Annotated in this window: 21 protein-coding genes and 1 pseudogene; 19 read left to right on the top strand and 3 right to left on the bottom strand. The window is 64.0% G+C overall.

Going from position 1 to position 20,064, the window contains the following annotated elements; all coding sequences use genetic code 11:
* Positions 1–8: 8 nt before the first annotated feature.
* The 10 genes from rpsD (at position 9) to aroB (ending at position 9,735) form a co-directional block, all read left to right on the top strand.
* Positions 9–638 (top strand): 30S ribosomal protein S4, encoded by a 630-nt coding sequence (gene rpsD / locus CXY70_RS13190; RefSeq protein WP_092107727.1) that lies wholly within the window; start codon positions 9–11, stop codon positions 636–638.
* A 134-nt stretch (positions 639–772) separates the two neighbouring features.
* On the top strand, positions 773–1,144 hold the full coding sequence (locus tag CXY70_RS13185) for a DUF948 domain-containing protein (protein WP_104192870.1): 372 nt from the start codon (positions 773–775) through the stop codon (positions 1,142–1,144).
* 82 nt (positions 1,145–1,226) lie between these two features.
* Positions 1,227–1,436 carry a hypothetical protein gene (locus tag CXY70_RS13180; RefSeq protein ID WP_104192798.1) on the top strand — a complete coding sequence of 70 codons (210 nt, stop codon included), beginning with the start codon at positions 1,227–1,229 and terminating at the stop codon, positions 1,434–1,436.
* Between the two features lie 70 nt (positions 1,437–1,506).
* Positions 1,507–4,161: an alanine--tRNA ligase gene (gene alaS, locus CXY70_RS13175; protein WP_104192797.1), complete on the top strand. Its 2,655-nt coding sequence runs from the start codon at positions 1,507–1,509 to the stop codon at positions 4,159–4,161.
* A 2-nt stretch (positions 4,162–4,163) separates the two neighbouring features.
* The gene (gene ruvX / locus CXY70_RS13170) at positions 4,164–4,634 is read left to right on the top strand and encodes a Holliday junction resolvase RuvX (RefSeq protein ID WP_104192796.1); all 471 of its coding nucleotides are present in this window, start codon (positions 4,164–4,166) and stop codon (positions 4,632–4,634) included.
* A gap of 2 nt (positions 4,635–4,636) precedes the next feature.
* Entirely contained in the window at positions 4,637–6,001 is a 1,365-nt protein-coding gene (gene mltG, locus CXY70_RS13165; RefSeq protein ID WP_233205928.1) for an endolytic transglycosylase MltG, read from the top strand.
* Positions 5,994–6,872 (top strand): shikimate dehydrogenase, encoded by an 879-nt coding sequence (locus CXY70_RS13160; RefSeq protein ID WP_104192795.1) that lies wholly within the window; start codon positions 5,994–5,996, stop codon positions 6,870–6,872. Before mltG ends, CXY70_RS13160 begins: the two co-directional genes overlap by 8 nt.
* Before the next feature lie 5 nt (positions 6,873–6,877).
* A complete protein-coding gene (gene aroC / locus CXY70_RS13155) occupies positions 6,878–8,086 on the top strand; it encodes a chorismate synthase (RefSeq protein ID WP_104192794.1) in 1,209 nt (402 codons plus the stop codon).
* Positions 8,087–8,105: 19 nt separating this feature from the next.
* Positions 8,106–8,627 carry a shikimate kinase gene (locus CXY70_RS13150; RefSeq protein WP_233205927.1) on the top strand — a complete coding sequence of 174 codons (522 nt, stop codon included), beginning with the start codon at positions 8,106–8,108 and terminating at the stop codon, positions 8,625–8,627.
* 19 nt (positions 8,628–8,646) lie between these two features.
* Positions 8,647–9,735, top strand: a complete 1,089-nt coding sequence (gene aroB, locus CXY70_RS13145) for a 3-dehydroquinate synthase (RefSeq protein ID WP_104192867.1) — start codon at positions 8,647–8,649, stop codon at positions 9,733–9,735.
* A 93-nt stretch (positions 9,736–9,828) separates the two neighbouring features.
* Here aroB and CXY70_RS13140 read toward each other — a convergent pair.
* The 3 genes and pseudogenes from CXY70_RS13140 to CXY70_RS13130 all read right to left on the bottom strand — a co-directional run.
* Positions 9,829–10,224: pseudogene (locus tag CXY70_RS13140) on the bottom strand (DUF779 domain-containing protein); the annotation flags it as partial.
* 131 nt (positions 10,225–10,355) lie between these two features.
* Positions 10,356–11,879 (bottom strand): aldehyde dehydrogenase family protein, encoded by a 1,524-nt coding sequence (locus CXY70_RS13135; RefSeq protein WP_104192792.1) that lies wholly within the window; start codon positions 11,877–11,879, stop codon positions 10,356–10,358.
* A 56-nt stretch (positions 11,880–11,935) separates the two neighbouring features.
* Positions 11,936–13,300, bottom strand: coding sequence for a helix-turn-helix domain-containing protein (locus tag CXY70_RS13130; RefSeq protein ID WP_104192791.1), 1,365 nt, complete (start codon positions 13,298–13,300; stop codon positions 11,936–11,938).
* Between the two features lie 227 nt (positions 13,301–13,527).
* On the opposite strand from CXY70_RS13130, the gene CXY70_RS13125 reads away from it, so the two are divergent.
* From CXY70_RS13125 to CXY70_RS13085, 9 genes are all read left to right on the top strand, one after another.
* Positions 13,528–13,926: a hypothetical protein gene (locus tag CXY70_RS13125; RefSeq protein ID WP_104192790.1), complete on the top strand. Its 399-nt coding sequence runs from the start codon at positions 13,528–13,530 to the stop codon at positions 13,924–13,926.
* Positions 13,927–13,975: 49 nt separating this feature from the next.
* A complete protein-coding gene (locus CXY70_RS13120) occupies positions 13,976–14,407 on the top strand; it encodes a type II 3-dehydroquinate dehydratase (RefSeq protein ID WP_104192789.1) in 432 nt (143 codons plus the stop codon).
* A gap of 109 nt (positions 14,408–14,516) precedes the next feature.
* Positions 14,517–15,080 carry an elongation factor P gene (gene efp, locus CXY70_RS13115; protein ID WP_092107753.1) on the top strand — a complete coding sequence of 188 codons (564 nt, stop codon included), beginning with the start codon at positions 14,517–14,519 and terminating at the stop codon, positions 15,078–15,080.
* Complete coding sequence (nusB, locus tag CXY70_RS13110; RefSeq protein WP_104192788.1) at positions 15,077–15,496, top strand: transcription antitermination factor NusB; 420 nt, start codon at positions 15,077–15,079, stop codon at positions 15,494–15,496. The genes efp and nusB overlap by 4 nt, the downstream gene beginning before the upstream one ends.
* A gap of 62 nt (positions 15,497–15,558) precedes the next feature.
* On the top strand, positions 15,559–16,542 hold the full coding sequence (locus CXY70_RS13105) for a DUF4190 domain-containing protein (protein ID WP_104192787.1): 984 nt from the start codon (positions 15,559–15,561) through the stop codon (positions 16,540–16,542).
* A 130-nt stretch (positions 16,543–16,672) separates the two neighbouring features.
* On the top strand, positions 16,673–17,215 hold the full coding sequence (pyrR, locus tag CXY70_RS13100) for a bifunctional pyr operon transcriptional regulator/uracil phosphoribosyltransferase PyrR (protein ID WP_104192786.1): 543 nt from the start codon (positions 16,673–16,675) through the stop codon (positions 17,213–17,215).
* Entirely contained in the window at positions 17,212–18,174 is a 963-nt protein-coding gene (locus CXY70_RS13095) for an aspartate carbamoyltransferase catalytic subunit (protein WP_104192785.1), read from the top strand. The genes pyrR and CXY70_RS13095 overlap by 4 nt, the downstream gene beginning before the upstream one ends.
* Positions 18,164–19,531 carry a dihydroorotase gene (locus CXY70_RS13090; RefSeq protein WP_104192784.1) on the top strand — a complete coding sequence of 456 codons (1,368 nt, stop codon included), beginning with the start codon at positions 18,164–18,166 and terminating at the stop codon, positions 19,529–19,531. The genes CXY70_RS13095 and CXY70_RS13090 overlap by 11 nt, the downstream gene beginning before the upstream one ends.
* Entirely contained in the window at positions 19,524–20,063 is a 540-nt protein-coding gene (locus CXY70_RS13085) for a hypothetical protein (protein ID WP_104192783.1), read from the top strand. Before CXY70_RS13090 ends, CXY70_RS13085 begins: the two co-directional genes overlap by 8 nt.
* Position 20,064: the final 1 nt, after the last annotated feature.

Genomic DNA, 20,064 nt, shown 5'->3' with positions numbered 1-20,064 from the left:
AGGAAACCGTGTCTACCAAGTCACGTACCCGCAGTAAAACTCGCCTTTCGCGCGCGCTGGGCATCGCCCTCACGCCGAAGGCAGCCCGCTTCCTCGAGAAGCGCCCCTACGCACCCGGTGAGCACGGCCGTACCAAGCGCAAGACCGATTCTGACTACGCCGTACGCCTCCGCGAAAAGCAGCGCTTACGCGCCCAGTACGGCATCCGCGAAGCCCAGCTCAAGATTGCCTTCGAGCAGGCTCGTCGTCGCCAGGGACTGACCGGTGAGAACCTCGTCGAGATCCTTGAGACCCGACTGGACGCCCTCCTCGTTCGTTCCGCGATTGCCCGTACCACGGCTCAGGCTCGTCAGATGATCGTGCACCGTCACATCCTCGTCGACGGAGAGCTCGTTGACCGGCCCTCCTTCCGCGTGAAGCCGGGCCAGCTCATGCACGTCAAGGCTCGCAGCGAGGGCATGGAGCCCTTCCAGGTTGCAGCAGCCGGCGGACACGTCGACCTGCTTCCCAAGCTCCCGCCGTACCTCGAGGTTGAGCTCGACAAGCTTCAGGCCCGCCTCGTGCGCGCCCCGAAGCGCATCGAGATTCCCGTGACCTGTGAAGTTCAGCTCGTCGTGGAGTACTACGCAGCTCGATAGCTCGCATTGACCGGATCTCAATCGCCTTCGGGCTGCTCGAAACCGGTACGCTGAAGGGCGGATCACCTCAGGGTGATCCGTCCTTTTTGTATACCCGCGCTCCCCAGGAGCCGATCGAACTGAGTGGAGTCACCGTGTCAGGTGGAGATATTGCCGGTCTCATCGCTGCCGGCGTGTTCGCGATTCTGGTCGCGGTCATTGCTGTACCGATGGTCAAATTGGGCCGGGTGTTCGATGAGACCACCGCGGCCATCCACGAACTCAGCGACGGAATCACCCCGATGCTGACCGAGACGACCGATGCCATTCGCGGTGCCAACCAGCAACTGGCTCGGGTGGACACCATCACGAGCAACGTAGCGGATGCCACAGGTAACGTTTCAGCACTCGTCGCGTTGTTCGCCGCGACGGTTGGTGGACCGCTCATCAAACTCGCTGGGTTCTCTGCCGGCGTGCGGGCGGCCTTTCGCGCCGGGCGGCCGCGGCCTCGGCGTAATCGGGGTTGACCGGCTACTCTGGATTCGGCGCTGATATTTTCGCGCCCGACTTATGGATAGCTACGGCTAGGCAGATTCAGGGAGAAGTGCAATGAAGAACGTCATCTGGTTGGTCATCGGCGTCGCCGCGGGCTTCGTGGTGGCCCATGAGGTCAACAAGACCCAGCAAGGCAAGCAGTTCTTCACCGAACTCGACACCAAGGCCCGCGAGTTCGGCGAGGCTATTTCCGAGGGCTATCGGCAGCGCGAGGCAGAGCTGCACGCCGCGCTCGGCGACGCGTCGACGCCTACCGCGCCATAAGCATCCGGTCAAAAAAGAACCTTCGTCTTTCGCACCACCACACTCATGCACCATCAAAGCTACGGACACCATGCAGACTGCTGACATTCGCGGGCGCTGGCTCGACTTTTTCGCCGATCGTGGACACACCGTTGTGCCGTCCGCGTCACTGGTGAGCGACGATCCCACCCTTCTTTTCACCGTGGCCGGCATGGTGCCGTTCGTGCCATACCTCACCGGGCTCGTTCCGGCACCATATCCGCGCGCCACGAGCGTGCAGAAATGCATCCGCACCAACGATATTGAAGAGGTCGGCAAAACACCCCGGCACGGCACCTTCTTTCAGATGAACGGCAACTTCAGCTTCGGCGACTACTTCAAGGAAGAAGCCATCGGCTTCGCCTGGGAGCTGCTCACGACCCCGGAGAACCAGGGCGGCTTCGGTTTTCGCGAAAGCGACCTGTGGGTCACCATCTACCTCGATGACGACGAGGCCTACCGTTACTGGCGGGCGATCGGCGTGCCGGACAACCGCATCCAGCGCCTCGGCATGGAATCCAATTATTGGTCCACCGGCCAGCCCGGACCGGCTGGCCCCTGCTCGGAGATCTTCTTCGATCGAGGCCCAGCGTACGGAGCCGACGGCGGTCCGGCCACCGACGATGACCGTTATGTCGAGATCTGGAACCTCGTCTTCATGCAGTACCTGCGCGGCGAGAGCACCGGCAAAAGCGACTTTCAGATTCTTGGCGACCTGCCGAAGAAGAACATCGACACCGGCATGGGCCTTGAACGCGTCGCCTTTCTCAAGCAGGGTGTCGAGAACATGTACGAAATCGATCAGGTGCGCCCGGTACTCGATCGCGCCGCAGCACTCTCTGGCCGCCGCTACGGCGCCGACCACGACGATGACGTGCGCATGCGCATCGTCGCCGACCACGTGCGCTCCTCCCTCATGCTGATGAGCGACGGTGTCATGCCGTCCAACGAAGGTCGCGGCTACATCCTCCGGCGCCTCCTGCGCCGCAGCGTGCGCGCCATGCGCCTGCTCGGCGTCGACACCGTAAGCTTGCCCGAACTGCTGCCCGCCTCGCGTGACGCCATGAGTGCCGCTTACCCCGAGGTGGAGAGCGATTTCGGGCGCATCAGCCAGGCCGCCTTTGCCGAAGAAGAAACCTTTTTGCGCACCCTCGCAAGCGGCAGCGCCGTGCTCGATCTGGCCGTCGCGAAGACCAAAAAGGCCAACAAGACCGAACTGGCCGGCCCGACCGCGTTCTTGCTGCACGACACCTACGGGTTCCCGATCGAGATCACCCTCGAGATTGCCGAAGAAGCTGGCCTCAGCGTGAATCGTGATGCCTTCGACGTGCTCATGACGAAGCAGCGCACCCTGGCTAAGGCCGACGCCAAGTCCAAGAAGACGACACTCGCCGACCTCGGCGTCTACAGCGCGTTCCGTGCCCTCGGCGAGACCGTCTTCACCGGGTATGACGACCTGCAGAATGAGTCCAGCGTGCTCGGCCTCATCGTCGACGGCGAGTCCGTCACGAGCGCGGTTGCCGGTCAAACAGCCGAGGTTATTCTTGCCGAGACCGCGCTCTGGGCCGAATCCGGCGGGCAAGAAGCGGATGCCGGCCTCATCGTCGGGGCCGGCTACGAGCTCAAGGTGCTTGACGTGCAGAAGCCGGTCAGGGGCCTCATCAGCCACAAAGTGCTGGTGCTTTCCGGTGAGGTCGGCGTGGGCGAGCGCGCCACGAGCGTTGTCGACGAGAGCTGGCGCCGCGGTGCCCGTCAGGCGCACTCCGGAACGCACGTGCTGCACGCCGCCCTGCGGCAGGTTCTCGGCCCCAACGCCCACCAGTCCGGCTCCTATAATAAGGCTGGGTTCTTTCGACTCGACTTTTCCTGGAACCAGGCACTATCGCCGGCGACCCGCGCCGAGATCGAAGAGATCTCCAACAACGCCATTCGCGACAACCTGCCGGTCACCACGCGGGAACTGCCTATCGCCGAAGCGAAAGCGCTCGGCGCCATGGCGCTGTTCGGCGAGAAGTACGGCGATGTCGTGCGCGTTGTTGACATTGGCGGCCCTTGGTCGCGTGAACTCTGCGCCGGAACCCACGTATCCGGCAGCGCTGAGATTGGCATGATCAACCTCATCAGTGAAGCCTCGGTCGGATCGACCAACCGTCGCGTCGAGTCTCTGGTCGGCCTTGAGGCCTTCCGTGATCTCGCCGCCGAACGAACCCTCGTCTCGCAGCTCACGTCAAGCCTTAAAACGCCGCGCGAACAGCTGCCGGAACGCATCAGCGACCTTGTAACGAGCCTCAAGGCGGCTGAGAAGAAGATTGCTGCCTTCGAAGCCCGCGCCCTGACCGACCGGGTTCCCCCCCTGCTGACAACGGCGCGCCGGGTCGGCGCCGTAACCGTTGTCGCCGAAGACCTCGGCGTGCTCGGCTCCCCTGACGATGTGCGTGTGCTGGCTCTCGCGACCAGGGAGCGCCTCGGCACCGACGCGGTCGTCGTGGCGCTCTCCGCCATTGCCGCGGGCAAGCCCGTTGTGATCGTCGCCACCAACACGGCCGCTCGAGACGCCGGCCACAAGGCCGGAAACCTCGCCAAGACCGTTGCCGGAATTCTCGGCGGTGGCGGTGGCGGCAAGGACGACCTCGCGCAGGGAGGCGGCCCCAACGGCGACGCCATCCCGGCCGCGCTGCAGGCCGTCGTCGCGGCGATCAGTCGCTAACGATGCGTTCAGGGGTGCGTATCGGCGTCGACGTCGGCAAGGTGCGCATTGGCGTGTCCCGCAGCGACAACCACGGCATGCTCGCGACACCGGTCGGAACCGTTGCCCGCGACCTGGCCGGACTGACCGACCTCGTCCGCATCCGGGCTGTGGTGGTCGAGCTCGAAGCGGTCGAAGTCATCGTCGGTCTGCCCCTCGCTTTGTCGGGAAGCGTGACCGCATCGACCGACGACGCCATCAATTTCGCTGCGCGGCTCAAGCAAATTCTGGACGTGCCGGTGCGTTTGGTCGACGAACGACTCTCGACCGTGTCGGCGCAGTCGGCGTTGCGGGCGTCCGGTCGGTCTGCGAAAACTCAGCGGCCAGTCATTGACCAGGTGGCTGCGACTATTATTCTGCAACACGCGCTCGACAGCGAGCGTGCCTCGGGGCGGCCGCCAGGGTCGCCCGTCGAACCGACAGAGAGGCCGTAACCGTGCCGACTTCTACCCCGGAAGAGCCCCTGCCGAGCCGTCGGCAATTGCGCGCGCAACACGCCGCAGCGGAGGCCGCGGCGGAACAAGCAGCCGCGGGAGAGAGCCAGGCCGCACCGCATCCTGCTACCGTCGCGACAGACGGAGCGCTCGTGCCTCCATGGGCGAGCGAGTCAGTCGAGCCCACGACCGTTGGCACCGACTTTCGGACGGCGCACGAGAGCGGCGACTCCGGCCGCGGGAGAGCAGACCGACGCTCGCTCCTGGCCGACGAGCCTCCGCGAGAAAAGCGCAGCCATAAGGGTGCCTGGGGCTGCCTCATCGTCATGGTCGTGCTGGCTGTGCTCGTGGCCGGGGGCTACTTCTTTCTCAAAGGTCCCATCTCGCAAATCATCGCGGCCACACAGGGGCCCGCCGATTTCACGACTGAAGAAGCAGCCTCCGGTGAGGACGTCGTCGTCATGATTCACGGTGGTGACGGTGGCTCGGACATCACCAGCACCCTCGTAGATCGGGGCGTCGTGAAGAGCTTCGATGCGTTTTACACGCTTCTGCTACAGGCCACTCCGGAGCCGGTGTTCCAGCCCGGTGCCTATCAGCTGAAGACTAAAATGGTCGCGAGCACAGCCCTGGATGCGCTGCTCGCTGACGGTACGCGACTCAGCCAGGCCGTCGTCGTTCCGGAGGGAACCGCGGCGGTTGACGTGCTGCAGTCGATATCCGAGGGCACTGACATTCCTCTCGCCGACTTGCAGGCCGCTGCGGCCAACGTAGGCTCGTTTGGTTTGCCGCCCGAAGCTACCACGCTCGAGGGTTTTCTCTTTCCTGCCACGTACACGTTCTCGCCGGGGGACACCGCACAGGTCGTTCTGCAGGCGATGGTGGACCGGCAGTATGAGGCCCTCGACTCTGCCGGAGTCGCCGTTGCTGATCGCTGGTCGACGATCGTTCTTGCCTCGCTGATTCAGCGTGAGGCCGGGGTGAGCGACGACTTCTACAAGGTGTCGAGGGTTTTCCTAAACCGGCTGGATCCGGCGCAATGGGAGAGCGGCCTGTTGCAGTCCGACGCGACCGTCGCCTACGGCACCGGCAAGACCCATCTCGTGACCACGACCAACGCCGAACGCGGCGATGCCGGCAATCCCTACAACACCTACGTGCATCCGGGCATGCTCGTCGGTCCCATCTCGAACCCGGGCGACGTCGCTATCGACGCCGCCCTGCACCCGGCCGACGGGTCTTGGCTGTTCTTCGTGACAGTCAACCTCGATACCCGAGAGACGGTCTTCTCTACGACAGTGGTCGAGCACGACGCGGCGGTCGTGGTCTGGCAGAACTGGATGAGGGAGCATCCCGAATATGGATAGCCTGACTTCGAATCGGCTCGCGGTGCTTGGTTCGCCGATCAAGCATTCCCGTTCGCCGCTGCTGCACCGAGCCGCCTACGGGCGGCTGGGCCTCGATTGGTCGTACGATGCCGTAGAGGTCAAATCGGGCTCCCTGGCCATGTTTCTGAGCAAGCTTGAGCCGGAATGGCGAGGTTTGTCACTCACGATGCCGCTCAAGCAGGAGGTTCTGCCGTTCATCGACGACTGCGACCGGGTTGCCCAGTTGACCGGTTCGGTCAACACCGTGCTGCTGCGCCGGGTCAAGGGGCGCGCCACACTGAGCGGCTTCAATACGGATGTTGCGGGTCTGGTTCGCGCCCTCGCCGAAAGTGGAGTCACCCGGGCGACGCACGTGACCCTGCTCGGAGCGGGCGCGACGGCGGCATCCGCTCTTATGGCGGCAGCAGAACTCGGAGCCGAATTCGTCACGGTGCTTATGCGGGACGCACCCAAAGCGCAGCCACTGGTCGAGCTTGGCCGGACGCTGGGCGTGGTCGTTGACCTGCAGGATTTCAGCAGGGTGAGCCGGGTCGACAGCGACGTCGTGATCAGCACCCTGCCGGGAGGAACCGTGCTGCCTGTGCCGCTGCCGCTCGAACTGCGCGAACGTGCCGTCTTGTTCGACGTCGCGTACTCACCGTGGCCGAGTGGGGTCGCCACCTCGTGGCAGGCGGCAGGGGGCACAGTGGTAAACGGCCTCGGAATGCTGCTGCATCAGGCGCTCATCCAGGTGCGGGTCTTCGTCACCGGTGACCCGTTTGAACCGTTGCCAGACGAGCCGTCCGTGCTCGCGGCCATGCGCGGTGCGCTGACCCGCGACACTGGCCCCCGCGATGCTGTGGAAAGATAGGAACCATGCTTCGTTGGCTTACTGCCGGAGAATCTCACGGCCCCGAACTCATCGCTATCGTCGAGGGTTTGCCCGCTGGAATTCCGGTCACCCTTGATTCGATCCGCCTCGATCTGGCGCGCCGAAAGCTCGGCTACGGCCGTGGTGCGCGCATGAAATTTGAAGAGGATGAGCTCACCCTCTCCGGGGGAGTGCGGCACGGGCTCACCCTGGGCGGCCCGGTCGCGCTGCGCATTGGCAACTCGGAGTGGCCCAAGTGGGTCGACGTGATGAGTGCAGCACCGGTGGACCCAGCTACGATCACCCGCGGCCGTGGGGCGCCGCTGACCCGGCCGCGGCCCGGTCACGCCGACCTGGCCGGCATGCAGAAATACGGCTTCGACGAAGCCCGCCCGGTACTGGAGCGTGCCAGCGCTCGGGAAACCGCTGCACGGGTGGCGCTTGGCGCCATTGCCAGGTCCTTTCTAAACGAGCTGGGGATTCATCTGGTCAGCCACACGATCGCCATTGGACCGGTGCGCGTGCCAGAGGGCACGCCGTTGCCGCAGCCCGGCGACGTCGACGCCCTTGACGCCGACTTGCTGCGCTGTTTCGACGCCGCGACATCCGCTTTAATGGTCGCTGAAGTGGATGCCGCGCACGATGAAGGTGACACTCTCGGCGGCGTCGTCGAAGTGCTCGCCTACAACCTTCCCCCAGGCCTCGGGTCATTCGTGCACTGGGACCGCCGTCTCGATTCGCAGCTCGCCGCTGCCCTCATGGGTATCCAGGCGATCAAGGGCGTCGAGGTCGGTGACGGCTTCGAGACCACCCGCCGTCGCGGGTCCGATGCGCACGACGAACTCGTGCAAGCGGATGGCGTGATTCAGCGCGTCAGCGACAAGGCCGGCGGCACAGAGGGGGGTATGAGCACCGGCACGGTGCTGCGCGTTCGCGCCGGCATGAAACCGATCGCCACGATTCCCCGGGCACTGCGCACGGTCGACGTGGCCACGAGCGAGCCGGCAGCGGCGCACCACCAACGCTCCGACGTCTGTGCGGTCCCGGCCGCCGGCGTCGTCGCCGAGGCCATGGTGGCGCTCGTGCTCGCGAATTCGGTGCTCGAGAAGTTCGGCGGCGACTCGATCGGAGAAACCCGTCGCAACCTTCAGTCGTATCTGGCCAACATTCCCGCCAACCTGCGCACGGGTGCGTCAAGCGACGCGACACTGTGACGAGTTTTCGGCCAGAGCGATGCTGAGTCTGCGCAACTCGCTGCTGCCGATCGTCTTCATCGGGCCTATGGCCGCCGGTAAAACCAAGATCGGTCGTCGAGTGGCGCGCGGCCTGAATGTACCCTTCATCGATACCGATAAACGCATCGTTGAACGCTACGGTCCGATTGGCGAGATCTTCGCTCGTGAGGGCGAAGAATATTTTCGCATCATCGAGCGCGAAGCCGTCGATTGGGCTCTCGGCGAGCCAGCCATCGTGTCGCTCGGCGGGGGAGCGGTGCTGAATGCCGACACCCAGTCCGATCTCGAAGACGCGACGGTTGTCTACCTCAGTGTCACGACCGCGGCAGTGCAGGCGCGTCTGGGCGGCAGCAAAAGGCCGCTACTGGCGGGGGGCAGCACCGACTGGGAACGCATTTACAACATTCGTCGCCCCATCTATGAGGGCCTCGCGACGATTTGCCTGGACACCTCCAACCGACCCATCAGCGGCATAGCCGACGAAATCGTGAACTGGGTACAAGAAAGAAATGATGAGTGAGATTTTCAGAATGACCGAGATGACCGAGCAGCCCGCAACCACCGTAATCACCGTGACCGGGATTGATAGCTATCCGGTGCAAGTGGGGCGTGGCCTGGTCACTACCGTCGCCGAGCAGCTGGGCAGCGGCGTCAACAAAGTACTCATCGTGCACACCTCCACCGTCGGCGCCCGCGCCGTTGCACTGCGGGACAACCTGCTCGAAACCTATTCTGAAGTATTGCTCGCTGAGATTCCCGACGCCGAGGCCGCCAAACGCGTCGAGGTCGCAGCGTTCTGCTGGGGCGTGATGGGTCAATCCGATTTCAGCCGCACCGACGCCGTGATCGGACTTGGCGGCGGCGCAGTCACCGACCTCGCTGGCTTCGTCGCCGCCACCTGGCTGCGCGGTGTGAAGCTCGTTCAGATTCCCACGAGTGTGCTCGGCATGGTCGATGCCGCCGTCGGCGGCAAGAACGGGATCAACACCGCCGAGGGCAAGAATCTCGTCGGCACCTTCTACGCGCCCGCCGCGGTGCTCTGCGACCTGGACCTGCTCGCTGAGCTGCCGAAGAATGAAATCCTGGCCGGGTTCGCTGAAATCGTGAAGGCCGGCTTCATTCAGGTTCCCGAAATTCTCGACATCATCGAAGCGGATGTCGACCGCGCCACCGACCCGACCACCCCCGAGTTTCGCCGGCTGATCGAACTGTCCATCGCGATGAAAGCCCGCATCGTGGGGGAAGACTTCAAGGAAGTCGGCCTCCGGGAGATCCTCAACTACGGCCACACCCTTGGCCACGCCGTTGAGCACGCCGAACGGTACGGCTGGCGTCATGGCGCGGCCGTTGCCGTCGGCATGATGTTCGCGGCCGAGCTCGCTGCCCTGAGTGGCCGGCTCCCGATGGAGGTCGTCGATCGGCACCGCAGCATTCTCGAGTCGCTGACCCTGCCCACCGGCTATCCGGTCGGCCGCTGGCCTACCCTGCTCGCCACGATGCAGCGCGATAAGAAGACACGCAGCGGCATGCTGCGCTTCGTCGTGCTCGACGATGTGGGCAAGCCCACCATCCTCGAAGGCCCGGACGCCTCCCTGTTGTTCAGCGCATACCAAGCCATCGGCCAGTAGCCCTCAGGCTGGAACAGCCTTCGAGGGGGTGGCTACGGCATCCTCTTGTACCGTGTCGGTTTCGGCCGAGCCGGCAAACGGGGTCATCGTGGTCATGAGCTCGGAGCGGATGAGAAAGCGCACACCGCGAGGGGCTTCGGCGCTGAAGCCGCTGCCCCGACCGGGTACGACGTCGACGGTGAGAAAGGTATGGCTCCAGTAGTTGAACTGTTCAGCCGACATCCAGAAATCGAGGGGCTGGCTGGGCTCATTGGCCGGAGCGATATCGAACTGGCCGAGGCGAACGTCCTGATCAGAAGTGATGAACTCGCCCGCCATGAACAGCATCGGTGAACTGCCATCGCAGCATCCGCCGGACTGGTGGAACATGAGGGGGCCGTGCTCCTCCCACAGGCTCCGGAGCAGATCGACCGCGACCGGGGTGAGTTCGACGCGGGGAACGGTTTCGCCAGCGATCGTGACCGAGGCGGTGATGGTGGGTGTCGACATTGACTGACCTCCAATAAACGGGCGTTGATAAAAAGGGGCTGCCTACGACGTTACGTCGTCGGCAGCCCCCGGACCAGCCCTACAGCCAACTCCCACTGGATGGAACTACGCCGCGGGCCAGATTGATCGGTTTAGAAGAAGCCGAGCTTGTTCTCGGAATAGGAAACCAACAGATTCTTGGTCTGCTGGTAGTGACCGAGTGCGAGCTTGTTGTTCTCGCGGCCGATGCCGGAGCTCTTGTAACCGCCGAATGCCGCCCCAGCCGGGTAGGCATGGTAATTGTTCACCCAGACCCGGCCGGCCTGGATATCGCGGCCCGCCCGGTAGGCGACGTTGCCGTTGCGCGACCAGACACCCGCCCCGAGGCCGTAGATGGTGTCGTTGGCGATGGAGATGGCATCGTCGTAATCGGTGAAACTCGTCACGGCCAGGACCGGTCCGAAGATCTCTTCCTGAAACAGGCGCATCTTGTTGTGGCCTTCGAAAATGGTTGGCTGCACGTAGTAGCCGTCGGTGAGGTCACCGCCAAGATCGGCACGTTCGCCGCCGAGCGCCAGCTTTGCGCCCTCCTTGGTGCCGATGTCGATGTACGACAGGATCTTCTCGAGCTGGTCGTTGCTGGCCTGTGCGCCCATCTGGGTGTCCGTGTCGAGCGGGTTGCCTTGGATGATCTTCCTGGCCCGGGTGACCGCATCGCCGAGGAAGCTGTCGTAGATCGGCTTCTGCAGGAGCGCCCGGCTCGGAGCCGTGCAGACCTCACCCTGGTTGAAGGCGAACAGCACGAAGCCTTCCTGGGCCTTGTCGTAGAAGGCGTCCTTCTCTTCTGCAACGTCGCTGAAGAAGATGTTCGGGCTCTTGCCGCCGAGCTCGACGGTCGACGGGATGATATTGGCCGAGGCGTACTGCAGAATCAGGCGTCCGGTTGTGGTCTCCCCGGTGAAGGCGATCTTGCGGATGCGGTTGCTTGAAGCGAGCGGCTTGCCGGCCTCGAGGCCAAAACCGTTGACCACGTTTACCACTCCAGGGGGGAGAATGTCGCCGATGAGCTCCATCAGTACGAGAATCGAGACCGGGGTCTGCTCGGCCGGCTTGAGAACGATCGCATTGCCGGCGGCGAGTGCGGGGGCAAGCTTCCAGACGGCCATCAAAATGGGGAAGTTCCACGGAATGATCTGGCCGACGACGCCGAGCGGCTCGTGGAACTGGTACGAGACCGTGTCGCCGTCGAGCTGAGCGTGGTCGCCGTCCTGGGCTCGGATCGCCGACGCGAAGTAGCGAAAGTGGTCGGCGGCGAGGGGAATGTCAGCGTTGATGGTTTCGCGCACCGCCTTGCCGTTGTCCCAGGTTTCGGCGACGGCGAGCATCTCGACATTGGCGTCGATGAGGTCGGCGATCTTGTTCAGCACGGATGCGCGCTCGGCCGGGCTGGTCTTACCCCAGGCGGGAGCGGCCTTGTGGGCGGCGTCGAGCGCCAGATCGATGTCTTCGGCGGTGCCGCGAGCAACTTCGGCGAACGGCTTGCCGGTGACGGGGGTGATGTCTTCGAAGTACTGGCCCTTGACGGGGGCGACCCATTCCCCGCCGATCCAGTTCTCGTACCGGGACTTGAAGGTAACTTTGGAGCCGGGTGTTCCTGGGACTGAATAAACGGTCATGTCACTCCTATTTCGACGACGGTGTCGGGCACGCAAACCTGCGGCCTGATCCGATTCTAGAAGCGGGAACGTTGCGAAATGTTGCGATGGCCACCGATTTCGACTTCGATGCGGGCCAGATGCGCCACGACCGTTGCACGTTTGGGCGATCGGGCCGGAAGCAGCTCGAGGCAGGCCCGCCAGACTTCGGTATCCCAGGTGGCTTCTTCGGTACGCGCGTAGGTGAGCAGCAGGTCGACCGACGCATCCGCGAGCATCGCCTCGCGCAGTCGGCTGCTCACTTCTGAACGAATTTCAATGATCCCGGGAGCTGACGATCCCGGGAGTACAGCGCCGCGGTAGGCGCCGAGAGCCACCCGGTGGGCGCCGCGTTCCAGAAAAGCCAGCACTTGTTGGGCGTCGAGTTCGAGCCGCGATTCCAGCCGATACGGGCGGGAGGTGATCGTGATCGGAGGGTCGAGGAGGGCGAGGACCTTGCGTACCCGAACCATTTCGGCGCGCAGCGTTTCCACCGCTGGGTCCAGATCAAAAAGATAGCTGGCCAGACGATCGGCGGAAAGTCCTTCGCGGTGCCAGGCCAGAAGCGTAAGAATCTCGGTGTGGCGGGGCGAGACATCCACGGTGTTGCCGCCGCAATACAGCTGGCCGTGATCGGTGCCGAGCACACTCAGACCGGCCGGCGCGAGGCGCGGCACGCTTGTCGGAAGTGATATAAGCGATCGGTGGGCGGGCGGTGAAGACTTCGGCTGGCCGAGGCGCTGGATGCGCAACTCGGCCTCCATCGCGGCGACAGCTGCTTCAACGAGGGGGAGTGTTTGCGGTGCGGCTGCCTGGTCGCCGCCGGTGATGTCAATCACGCCGAGGATTTTGCCGGTGTCTGGGTCGTGGATGGGTACGGCCGTGCAGCTCCACGGGTGCGCGAGGGCGTTGAAGTGTTCGGCCCGCCGAATCTGAATGCCGCGGTCCAGAGCCAGGGCGGTACCGGGGGCGCTGGTTCCGACCCGCTTTTCCGACCAGTCGGCCCCCTCGACGAACAGCATTTCCTCGACCTGGCGGCGCAGCACCCGGTCGCCGTCGATCCAGAGCAACCGGCCGGATTCGTCGCCGATGGCAACGAGTAACTCAGCATCGAGGGCGTGGCGAATCAGCAGGTTGTGTACGACGGGCAACACAGCGGCAAGCGGATGCTGGTTGCGCAGGTTGCGCAGTTCGGTATCGGTCAGTGTCCGCTCGGGTGCAACGCTCCCGGGGTCGAGGCTGAGCGAGAGGGACCGCTGCCAGGAATCCTGCACGAGCTGGCGCACACCGGACTGGAAGATGCGGTCTGTGACGGCGGATTCGTGGGCTCGTTCGAGGGCGAGCAGATTCTCACGCGCTGGGCCGGTCGGAATTGACGACGTACTTTTCAAGCCGTGTCCCATCAGCGTCTGCCTCCGTTAGCAGTGGTCGGCCGCGGCTGACGCGGCCGCCGTCGGAACTTCATTCTAGGGCCCTGCCGCACCGCGGTGTGCTGGCATCAAACAGCCCGAACCGAACCGTGACGCCGACGACGACCGGACGCCCGCCGGAAGATACCCACAGCGGAGCGGGTTCACAAAATTCCTGTGGATAACCATTCGCGACCGCTGGATCCGTACATTCTGAGCAGATGACAATCAACATCGACGACGCTCCGCCCGTGACTACGGTGGTGCAGGCCAGGGCACGGGTTTTCGACCTGATCGGCCACGCCATCCGCCGCCAGCTCTGGCTCATGGTTCTCGACGCTCACGGGCAACAGCTTTCGCTGCTGATTCCCATCGACGGCATTCCGCTTCGGCCCGAACCTGGTTCGGTGCGACCGTTTGCCGTGAAGATCAACGAAATTTTGGCCAGTGACGCTCCGGGAGGCAGCCTCATAGTGACCCTGGAACGACCGGGGTCAGCTGCCCGCACTGCCCCAGACCAGGCCTGGGCCGTGGAGTTGACGGAGTCCTTCGGCAAGCTCATGCGAATTACCGGCCTGTTCGTCGCTCACGATGACGGCGTAGCCGTTCTCGCTCCCTGATGGGCAGCGCCGACGAGGCAGCCGCACGGGGACGGCCTAGGCTGAGTGGATGAGTACAGTGCTGGTTCTGAACGGTCCCAACCTCGGTCGCCTGGGTAGTCGCGAGCCTGACGTGTACGGGTCGGCGAACCTGGACGACCTGCGCGAGCTGCTCGTCGCCTCCGCTCGGGACGGGGTCACGATCGACCTGCGGCAGACCGACGACGAGGCTGAGCTAATCCACTGGCTGTACGAAGCCGTTGACGAGCGGATGCCGGTCATTTTGAATCCGGCAGCGTTCACGCACTACAGCTACGCGTTGAGAGATGCCGCTGCCCTCGTCTCCAAGGCGGGTCTGCCGCTGATCGAGGTGCACATCTCGAACCCGCACGCTCGTGAGACGTTCCGCCACACGAGTGTGGTGAGCGCCATCGCGACCGGTGTCATTGCCGGTCTTGGCTTTGACTCCTACCGGCTGGCCCTGGACTTCGTCACCACTTAGTGACGCAGGGCCGAAAAGGTGCCTTTGGCGCCTGAGGCTTCGGCACCTAGACTTGTCAGGGTGCCATTTGCACCCGCGCACCTTATCAATTGAACGGAACACCCCTCCCATGGCTTCTACCGCTGATATCAGAAACGGCGTCGTACTCAACATGGATGGCCAGCTCTGGGCCGTCGTCGAGTTTCAGCACGTCAAGCCGGGCAAGGGTGGTGCCTTCGTTCGCACCAAGATGAAGAACGTCGTCTCGGGCAAAACCGTTGACCGCACGTTCAACGCCGGTGCCAAGATCGAGACCGAAAACGTTGATCGTCGCGACTTTCAGTACCTCTACAACGACGGAGACGCCTACGTCTTCATGGACGTGGCCGACTACGATCAGATCACCGTCTCCGCCGCGGTCGTGGGCGATGCGAGCAACTTCATGCTCGAAAACCAGGCCGTGACCGTGGCACTGCACAACGGAAACCCGCTGTACGTGGAGCTGCCGGCATCTGTCACCCTGGAAATCACCTACACGGAGCCGGGCCTGCAGGGCGACCGCTCCACCGGCGGCACCAAGCCCGCCACCGTGGAGACCGGCTACCAAATTCAGGTTCCGCTGTTCCTGGAGCAGGGCACCAAGGTCAAGGTCGACACCCGCACCGGCGACTACCTCGGCCGCGTCAACGAATGAGCGCACGTACCAAGGCTCGCAAGCGCGCCATCGATATCCTGTACGCAGCGGATGTGCGCCAGATCACCATTCCGGAGTCGCTCGCAACAGAAGCCGAGCGTGCAGCGAGTGAACCCGCTCGTCTCGTCTCCTGGCTGTACGCTCGTGAGCTCGTCGACGGGGTCGTCGACCACCGCGAAGAGATCGACGAACTGATCGAGACCTACTCGCAGGGCTGGTCGCTCGCCCGCATGCCCAACATCGATCGCGCTATTCTGCGCATCGGTATCTGGGAGATCCTCTACAACGACGCTGTGCCGCACGCCGTCGCAATCGATGAAGCCGTCGAGGCCGCGAAGATTCTCTCAACGGATGACTCGGCCGGTTTCGTCAATGGACTGCTCGGCAAAATCGCTCAAACCGCGCCGTCTGCCTAACGACCCGACCGGCAGGTTTGGCTAGCGCCGGGTGCGCCAGGGCGTCACCGAAGGACAGGAACATGGATAGCTTCGGACCGAATGGCTCCCTCGACGAGCCGCTTCAGCCCAACCCGTATGCGCCGCCGCTGCCGGGGCCGGCCGTTCCTTTTGTGACCGTACCGAAGACCAATACCCTGGCGATCTTGTCGTTCGCATCGTCGTTCTTCATCGGTCTCGTTGCAATAATCACGGGGCACATCGCGCTCGGGCAGATTCGCGCACGCGGAGAACTCGGCCGGGGATTTGCGCTGGCCGGTCTCATCATCGGGTACGTCCGCGTTGCTGTGACAGCCATCCTTGTGGTGTTGCTGATCGTGTTCGCTTCGGCTGTTGGAGCGTTCTTCATCGCGCTGAATGCAGGCCTGACGTCCTCGGCGCCAGCTGATTCGTCGGAATCGTCGGCGCCGATGGAATCAACGGCCCCGCTGCCGACCGGTCAGCTGGGCGCCGCCAACTTCGACGGCGGCTATCTCGAATTCGGTACCGGCGCCGTCATTGTCGACGAATACATCGACCCGATGTGCCCGTTCTGCGCCCAGTTCGAAGAGACCAACGGAGAGCTGTTGGCCGCGGGCGTTTCGAGCGGCGTCACCACGCTCCGGGTGCACTCGCTCACCTTTCTCGACCGAGTCTCGCAGGGCACGAACTACTCCAGTCGAGCATCCGCGGCGCTGACCTGCCAGGCCACGCTGAACCCGGATCAGACACTCGACTATCTGTCAGCGTTGTTCGCCAACCAGCCGCTCGAGGCAACTTCCGGGCTCAGTAATCGGGAACTCGCAGACCTCGCACCCGGCGCGGTCAGCATCGTCGGCTGTGCCGAAGCCGGGGATTACCAGGGCTGGTCGCAGCACAATACCGCGATGGCACTGATGGGGCCGATCGACGGTTCTCAGATCGCGTCCGTGAAAGGCACCCCGACCGTGCTTGTTGACGGCGCACCGTACACCGGCAGCCTCACCGATATCGCCGAATTCTCTGGCTTCGTCGCCGCTGCTTTTTAACTCCCGTCCTTCTTACTCGTGAGTGTGAACCGGTGGTGGTGTGGTGAGCCCGGCGCACCACCGGCTAAGGTAGAGCTAATCAGACATCCTTTAATGATCCGTCCTGTGAGACGGGGAAGGAGGTCGGCATTTGGCGCACACCGTGCTCACCCAAGCTGACATCACCCGCGCGTTGACTCGAATTTCTCACGAGATCCTGGAGTCCAATCGGGGGCCGGACAACCTCGTCATTCTCGGCATCCCGACACGGGGGGTGATACTCGCCCGCCGCATCGCGGAGATCATTCAACGGATCGAGCCAACGGCAACCGCGCTGCGGGTCGGATCGCTCGACGTGACGCTCTATCGTGACGATCTCGCCCATGGCCGTACCCGCACCCCCTCTCGCACTGAAGTTCCTGGCAGCATCGACGATGCTACTGTCGTGCTCGTCGACGACGTGCTGTATTCGGGTCGTACCATCCGCAGCGCTCTCGACGCGCTCGGCGACCACGGCCGCCCGAACATCGTGCGTCTGGCCGTTCTCGTTGATCGCGGCCATCGTGAGTTGCCGATTCGCGCCGACTTCGTCGGTCGAAACCTGCCCTCAGCGACCGACGAGCGCATCAACGTGCACCTTGAAGAGATCGACGGTGACGAATTCGTCTCGATCGACGGCGGGAGTGACCGATGAGGCACCTTCTCTCCACCAAGGACCTTGGCCGCGACGAGGCCATCAGTCTGCTCGACATTGCCGAAGACATGGCCGATGTCGCCGAGCGTGAGGTCAAAAAGCTCCCGACCCTGCGCGGCAAGACCGTCGTGAACCTCTTTTTCGAAGATTCCACCCGCACCCGCATTTCCTTTGAGGCCGCGGCGAAGCGACTGAGCGCTGACGTGATCAACTTCAGCGCCAAGGGATCGAGCGTGTCGAAGGGTGAAAGCTTGAAAGACACCGCCCAGACCCTCGCCGCAATCGGTGCGGACGGCGTCGTCATTCGCCACCCAGCCTCCGGCGCCCCCGCCGTGCTCGCTGCGAGCGGGTGGATCGACGCCGGCATCATCAACGCCGGTGACGGCACCCACGAGCATCCGACCCAGGCCCTGCTCGACGCCTTCACCATCCGCCGCCGCATCCACGGCCAGGCTTCCCGTAGCCGGGGCCTCGACGGGGTCAGCGTCACCATCGTCGGCGACGTATTGCACTCCCGAGTGGCCCGCTCCAACCTCTGGCTGCTCACCACCCTCGGCGCGGAGGTCACGTTCGTCGCCCCACCCACCCTGTTGCCGAGTAACACCGCACTGTGGCCGGCTCGCTTCAGCTTTGACCTCGATGATGCGATCGATGCCGGCCCCGACGTGGTCATGATGCTGCGCATCCAGACCGAACGGATGAGCGCAGCGTTTTTTCCGAGCAGCCGCGAATACTCCCGGGTCTGGGGACTTGACGACGCGCGATTTGGCCGACTCGGTCCGGCTAGCATTGTTATGCACCCCGGCCCGATGAATCGCGGCCTGGAGATCTCTTCGGCGGCGGCCGACTCCGCGAACTCGACCGTACTCGAACAGGTCACGAACGGTGTCTCCGTGCGGATGGCCGCGCTCTACCTGCTCTTATCCGGTGATCGGAAGGAAACGAAGAATGTCGATTGACGGATTACAGCAACACGAACGGCACGAAAGCTGGTTCATTCGCGGCGCGACCCTGCCTAACGGAACGCGCACCGACATTCGTCTCGCTGATGGACGAATCGCCGAGCTTGGAATCGGCCTGTCTGCGAGCGGCGCGCGCGTGCTCGACGCCGACGGGCTCATCGCACTGCCCGGACTGGTCGACCTGCACGCCCACCTGCGCGAACCCGGCTACGAGCACAGCGAAACCGTGCTGAGCGGCAGCCGCGCTGCTGCCCGGGGCGGATTCACGAGTGTGTTCGCTATGGCCAACACCCTGCCGGCCCAGGACACTGCCGGGGTGGTCGAGCAGGTACTCGCCCTCGGTGAGAGCGCCGGCTACGTTGACGTTCAGCCGATCGGTGCCGTCACCGTTGGCCTGGCCGGCAACCAGCTCGCCGAACTCGGAGCCATGGCATCGAGCAGGGCTCGCGTGCGGGTGTTCTCGGACGACGGATTCTGCGTCTCGGACCCGCTCCTTATGCGCCGTGCCCTCGAGTACGTCAAAGCCTTCGACGGAGTCATCGCGCAGCACTCTCAGGAACCACGCCTCACCGAAAAAGCTCAAATGAACGAGGGTGCCCTCTCCGGTGAGCTCGGTCTCATCGGCTGGCCGGCCGTCGCCGAAGAATCGATTATCGCCCGCGATGTCCTGCTGGCCGAACACGTCGCCTCCCGCCTGCACGTCTGTCACGTCTCCACGGCCGGCTCAGTCGACGTGATCCGCTGGGCCAAGGCTCGCGGCATCAACGTGACGGCCGAGGTCACGCCGCACCACCTGCTGCTGACCGAAGACCTCGTGCGCGGTTATGATGCCCGGTTCAAGGTGAATCCGCCGCTGCGAGCCCGCGAAGACGTCGAGGCATTGCGCGCCGGACTCGCCGACGGCACGATCGACATCGTCGCAACCGACCACGCACCGCATCCGGTTGAAAGCAAGGACTGCGAGTGGGATGCCGCCGCCAATGGCATGGTCGGGCTGGAATCGGCACTCTCGGTCGTGCATGCCGCCGTTGTCGCGACCGGGCTGCTCGACTGGGCCGACATCGAACGCGTTCTGTCGCGCACTCCGGCCCGTATCGGGCGCCTTGCCGGTCAGGGTAACCCGATCGCGGTCGGTTCACCGGCCGAACTGGCGCTCTACGATCCGGCAGCGACCCGAGTATTCGGCCGCGCCGACTTGGCCGGTACGAGCTCGAACTCGCCGTATCTGTCGATGACGCTGCCCGGCGACGTGCGAGCAACGTTCCATCGTGGCTACGCCACGATGCTCGACGGCGCGGTTCGCAGCAGCCTCGAGATAGCCGGCCACGCGAGCGGAGTAGTCACCCATGGATAGGTCCATTCCCGCCATCATCACAGGGCTTGTTCTGCTCGGCGTTCTCGTTCTTATGTGGCGCAGTTGGCGAAAGCGCAGTCGACGCGATGCCGCTCTCACCGCCGGCTATCCGATGCCGGATAATTCCGGAGCCGCACTGGCCGGTGCCGAGACCTATTATGTGGCGACCACCCCCCGCGATGCGCCCCTTGAGCGCCTGGCCATTGGCGGGCTGGGCTTTCGTGCCCGCGCCGCTGTCACCGTGACCGAGGCCGGCGTAACGCTCGACCTCGATGGTAACCAGCCGGTGTTCATTCCCGGCAGTGCTATCGACGCGGTTGGTGCGGCCCAGGTGGCCATCGACCGGGTGGTCGAAACCGATGGCCTGGTGCGCCTGAGCTGGCGTCTGGCCACGGGTAGCGCTTCCGGGCCCGACGACCGCCGCGCCGTTGACAGCTTCTTTCGCATCATCGATCCGAATGATCGTGCTCGCCTCGTCGACACGATTCGAACCATTGCCGCCACGGCCCATCAAGATGAAAGCGAGGCCTGAC

It is taken from the genome of Cryobacterium sp. Y82 (assembly GCF_002929495.1).
Classification (GTDB): Bacteria; Actinomycetota; Actinomycetes; order Actinomycetales; family Microbacteriaceae; genus Cryobacterium; species Cryobacterium serini.
Note: the sequence above shows the minus strand (reverse complement) of the source record. Positions and strands in the feature narration are given on the sequence as shown.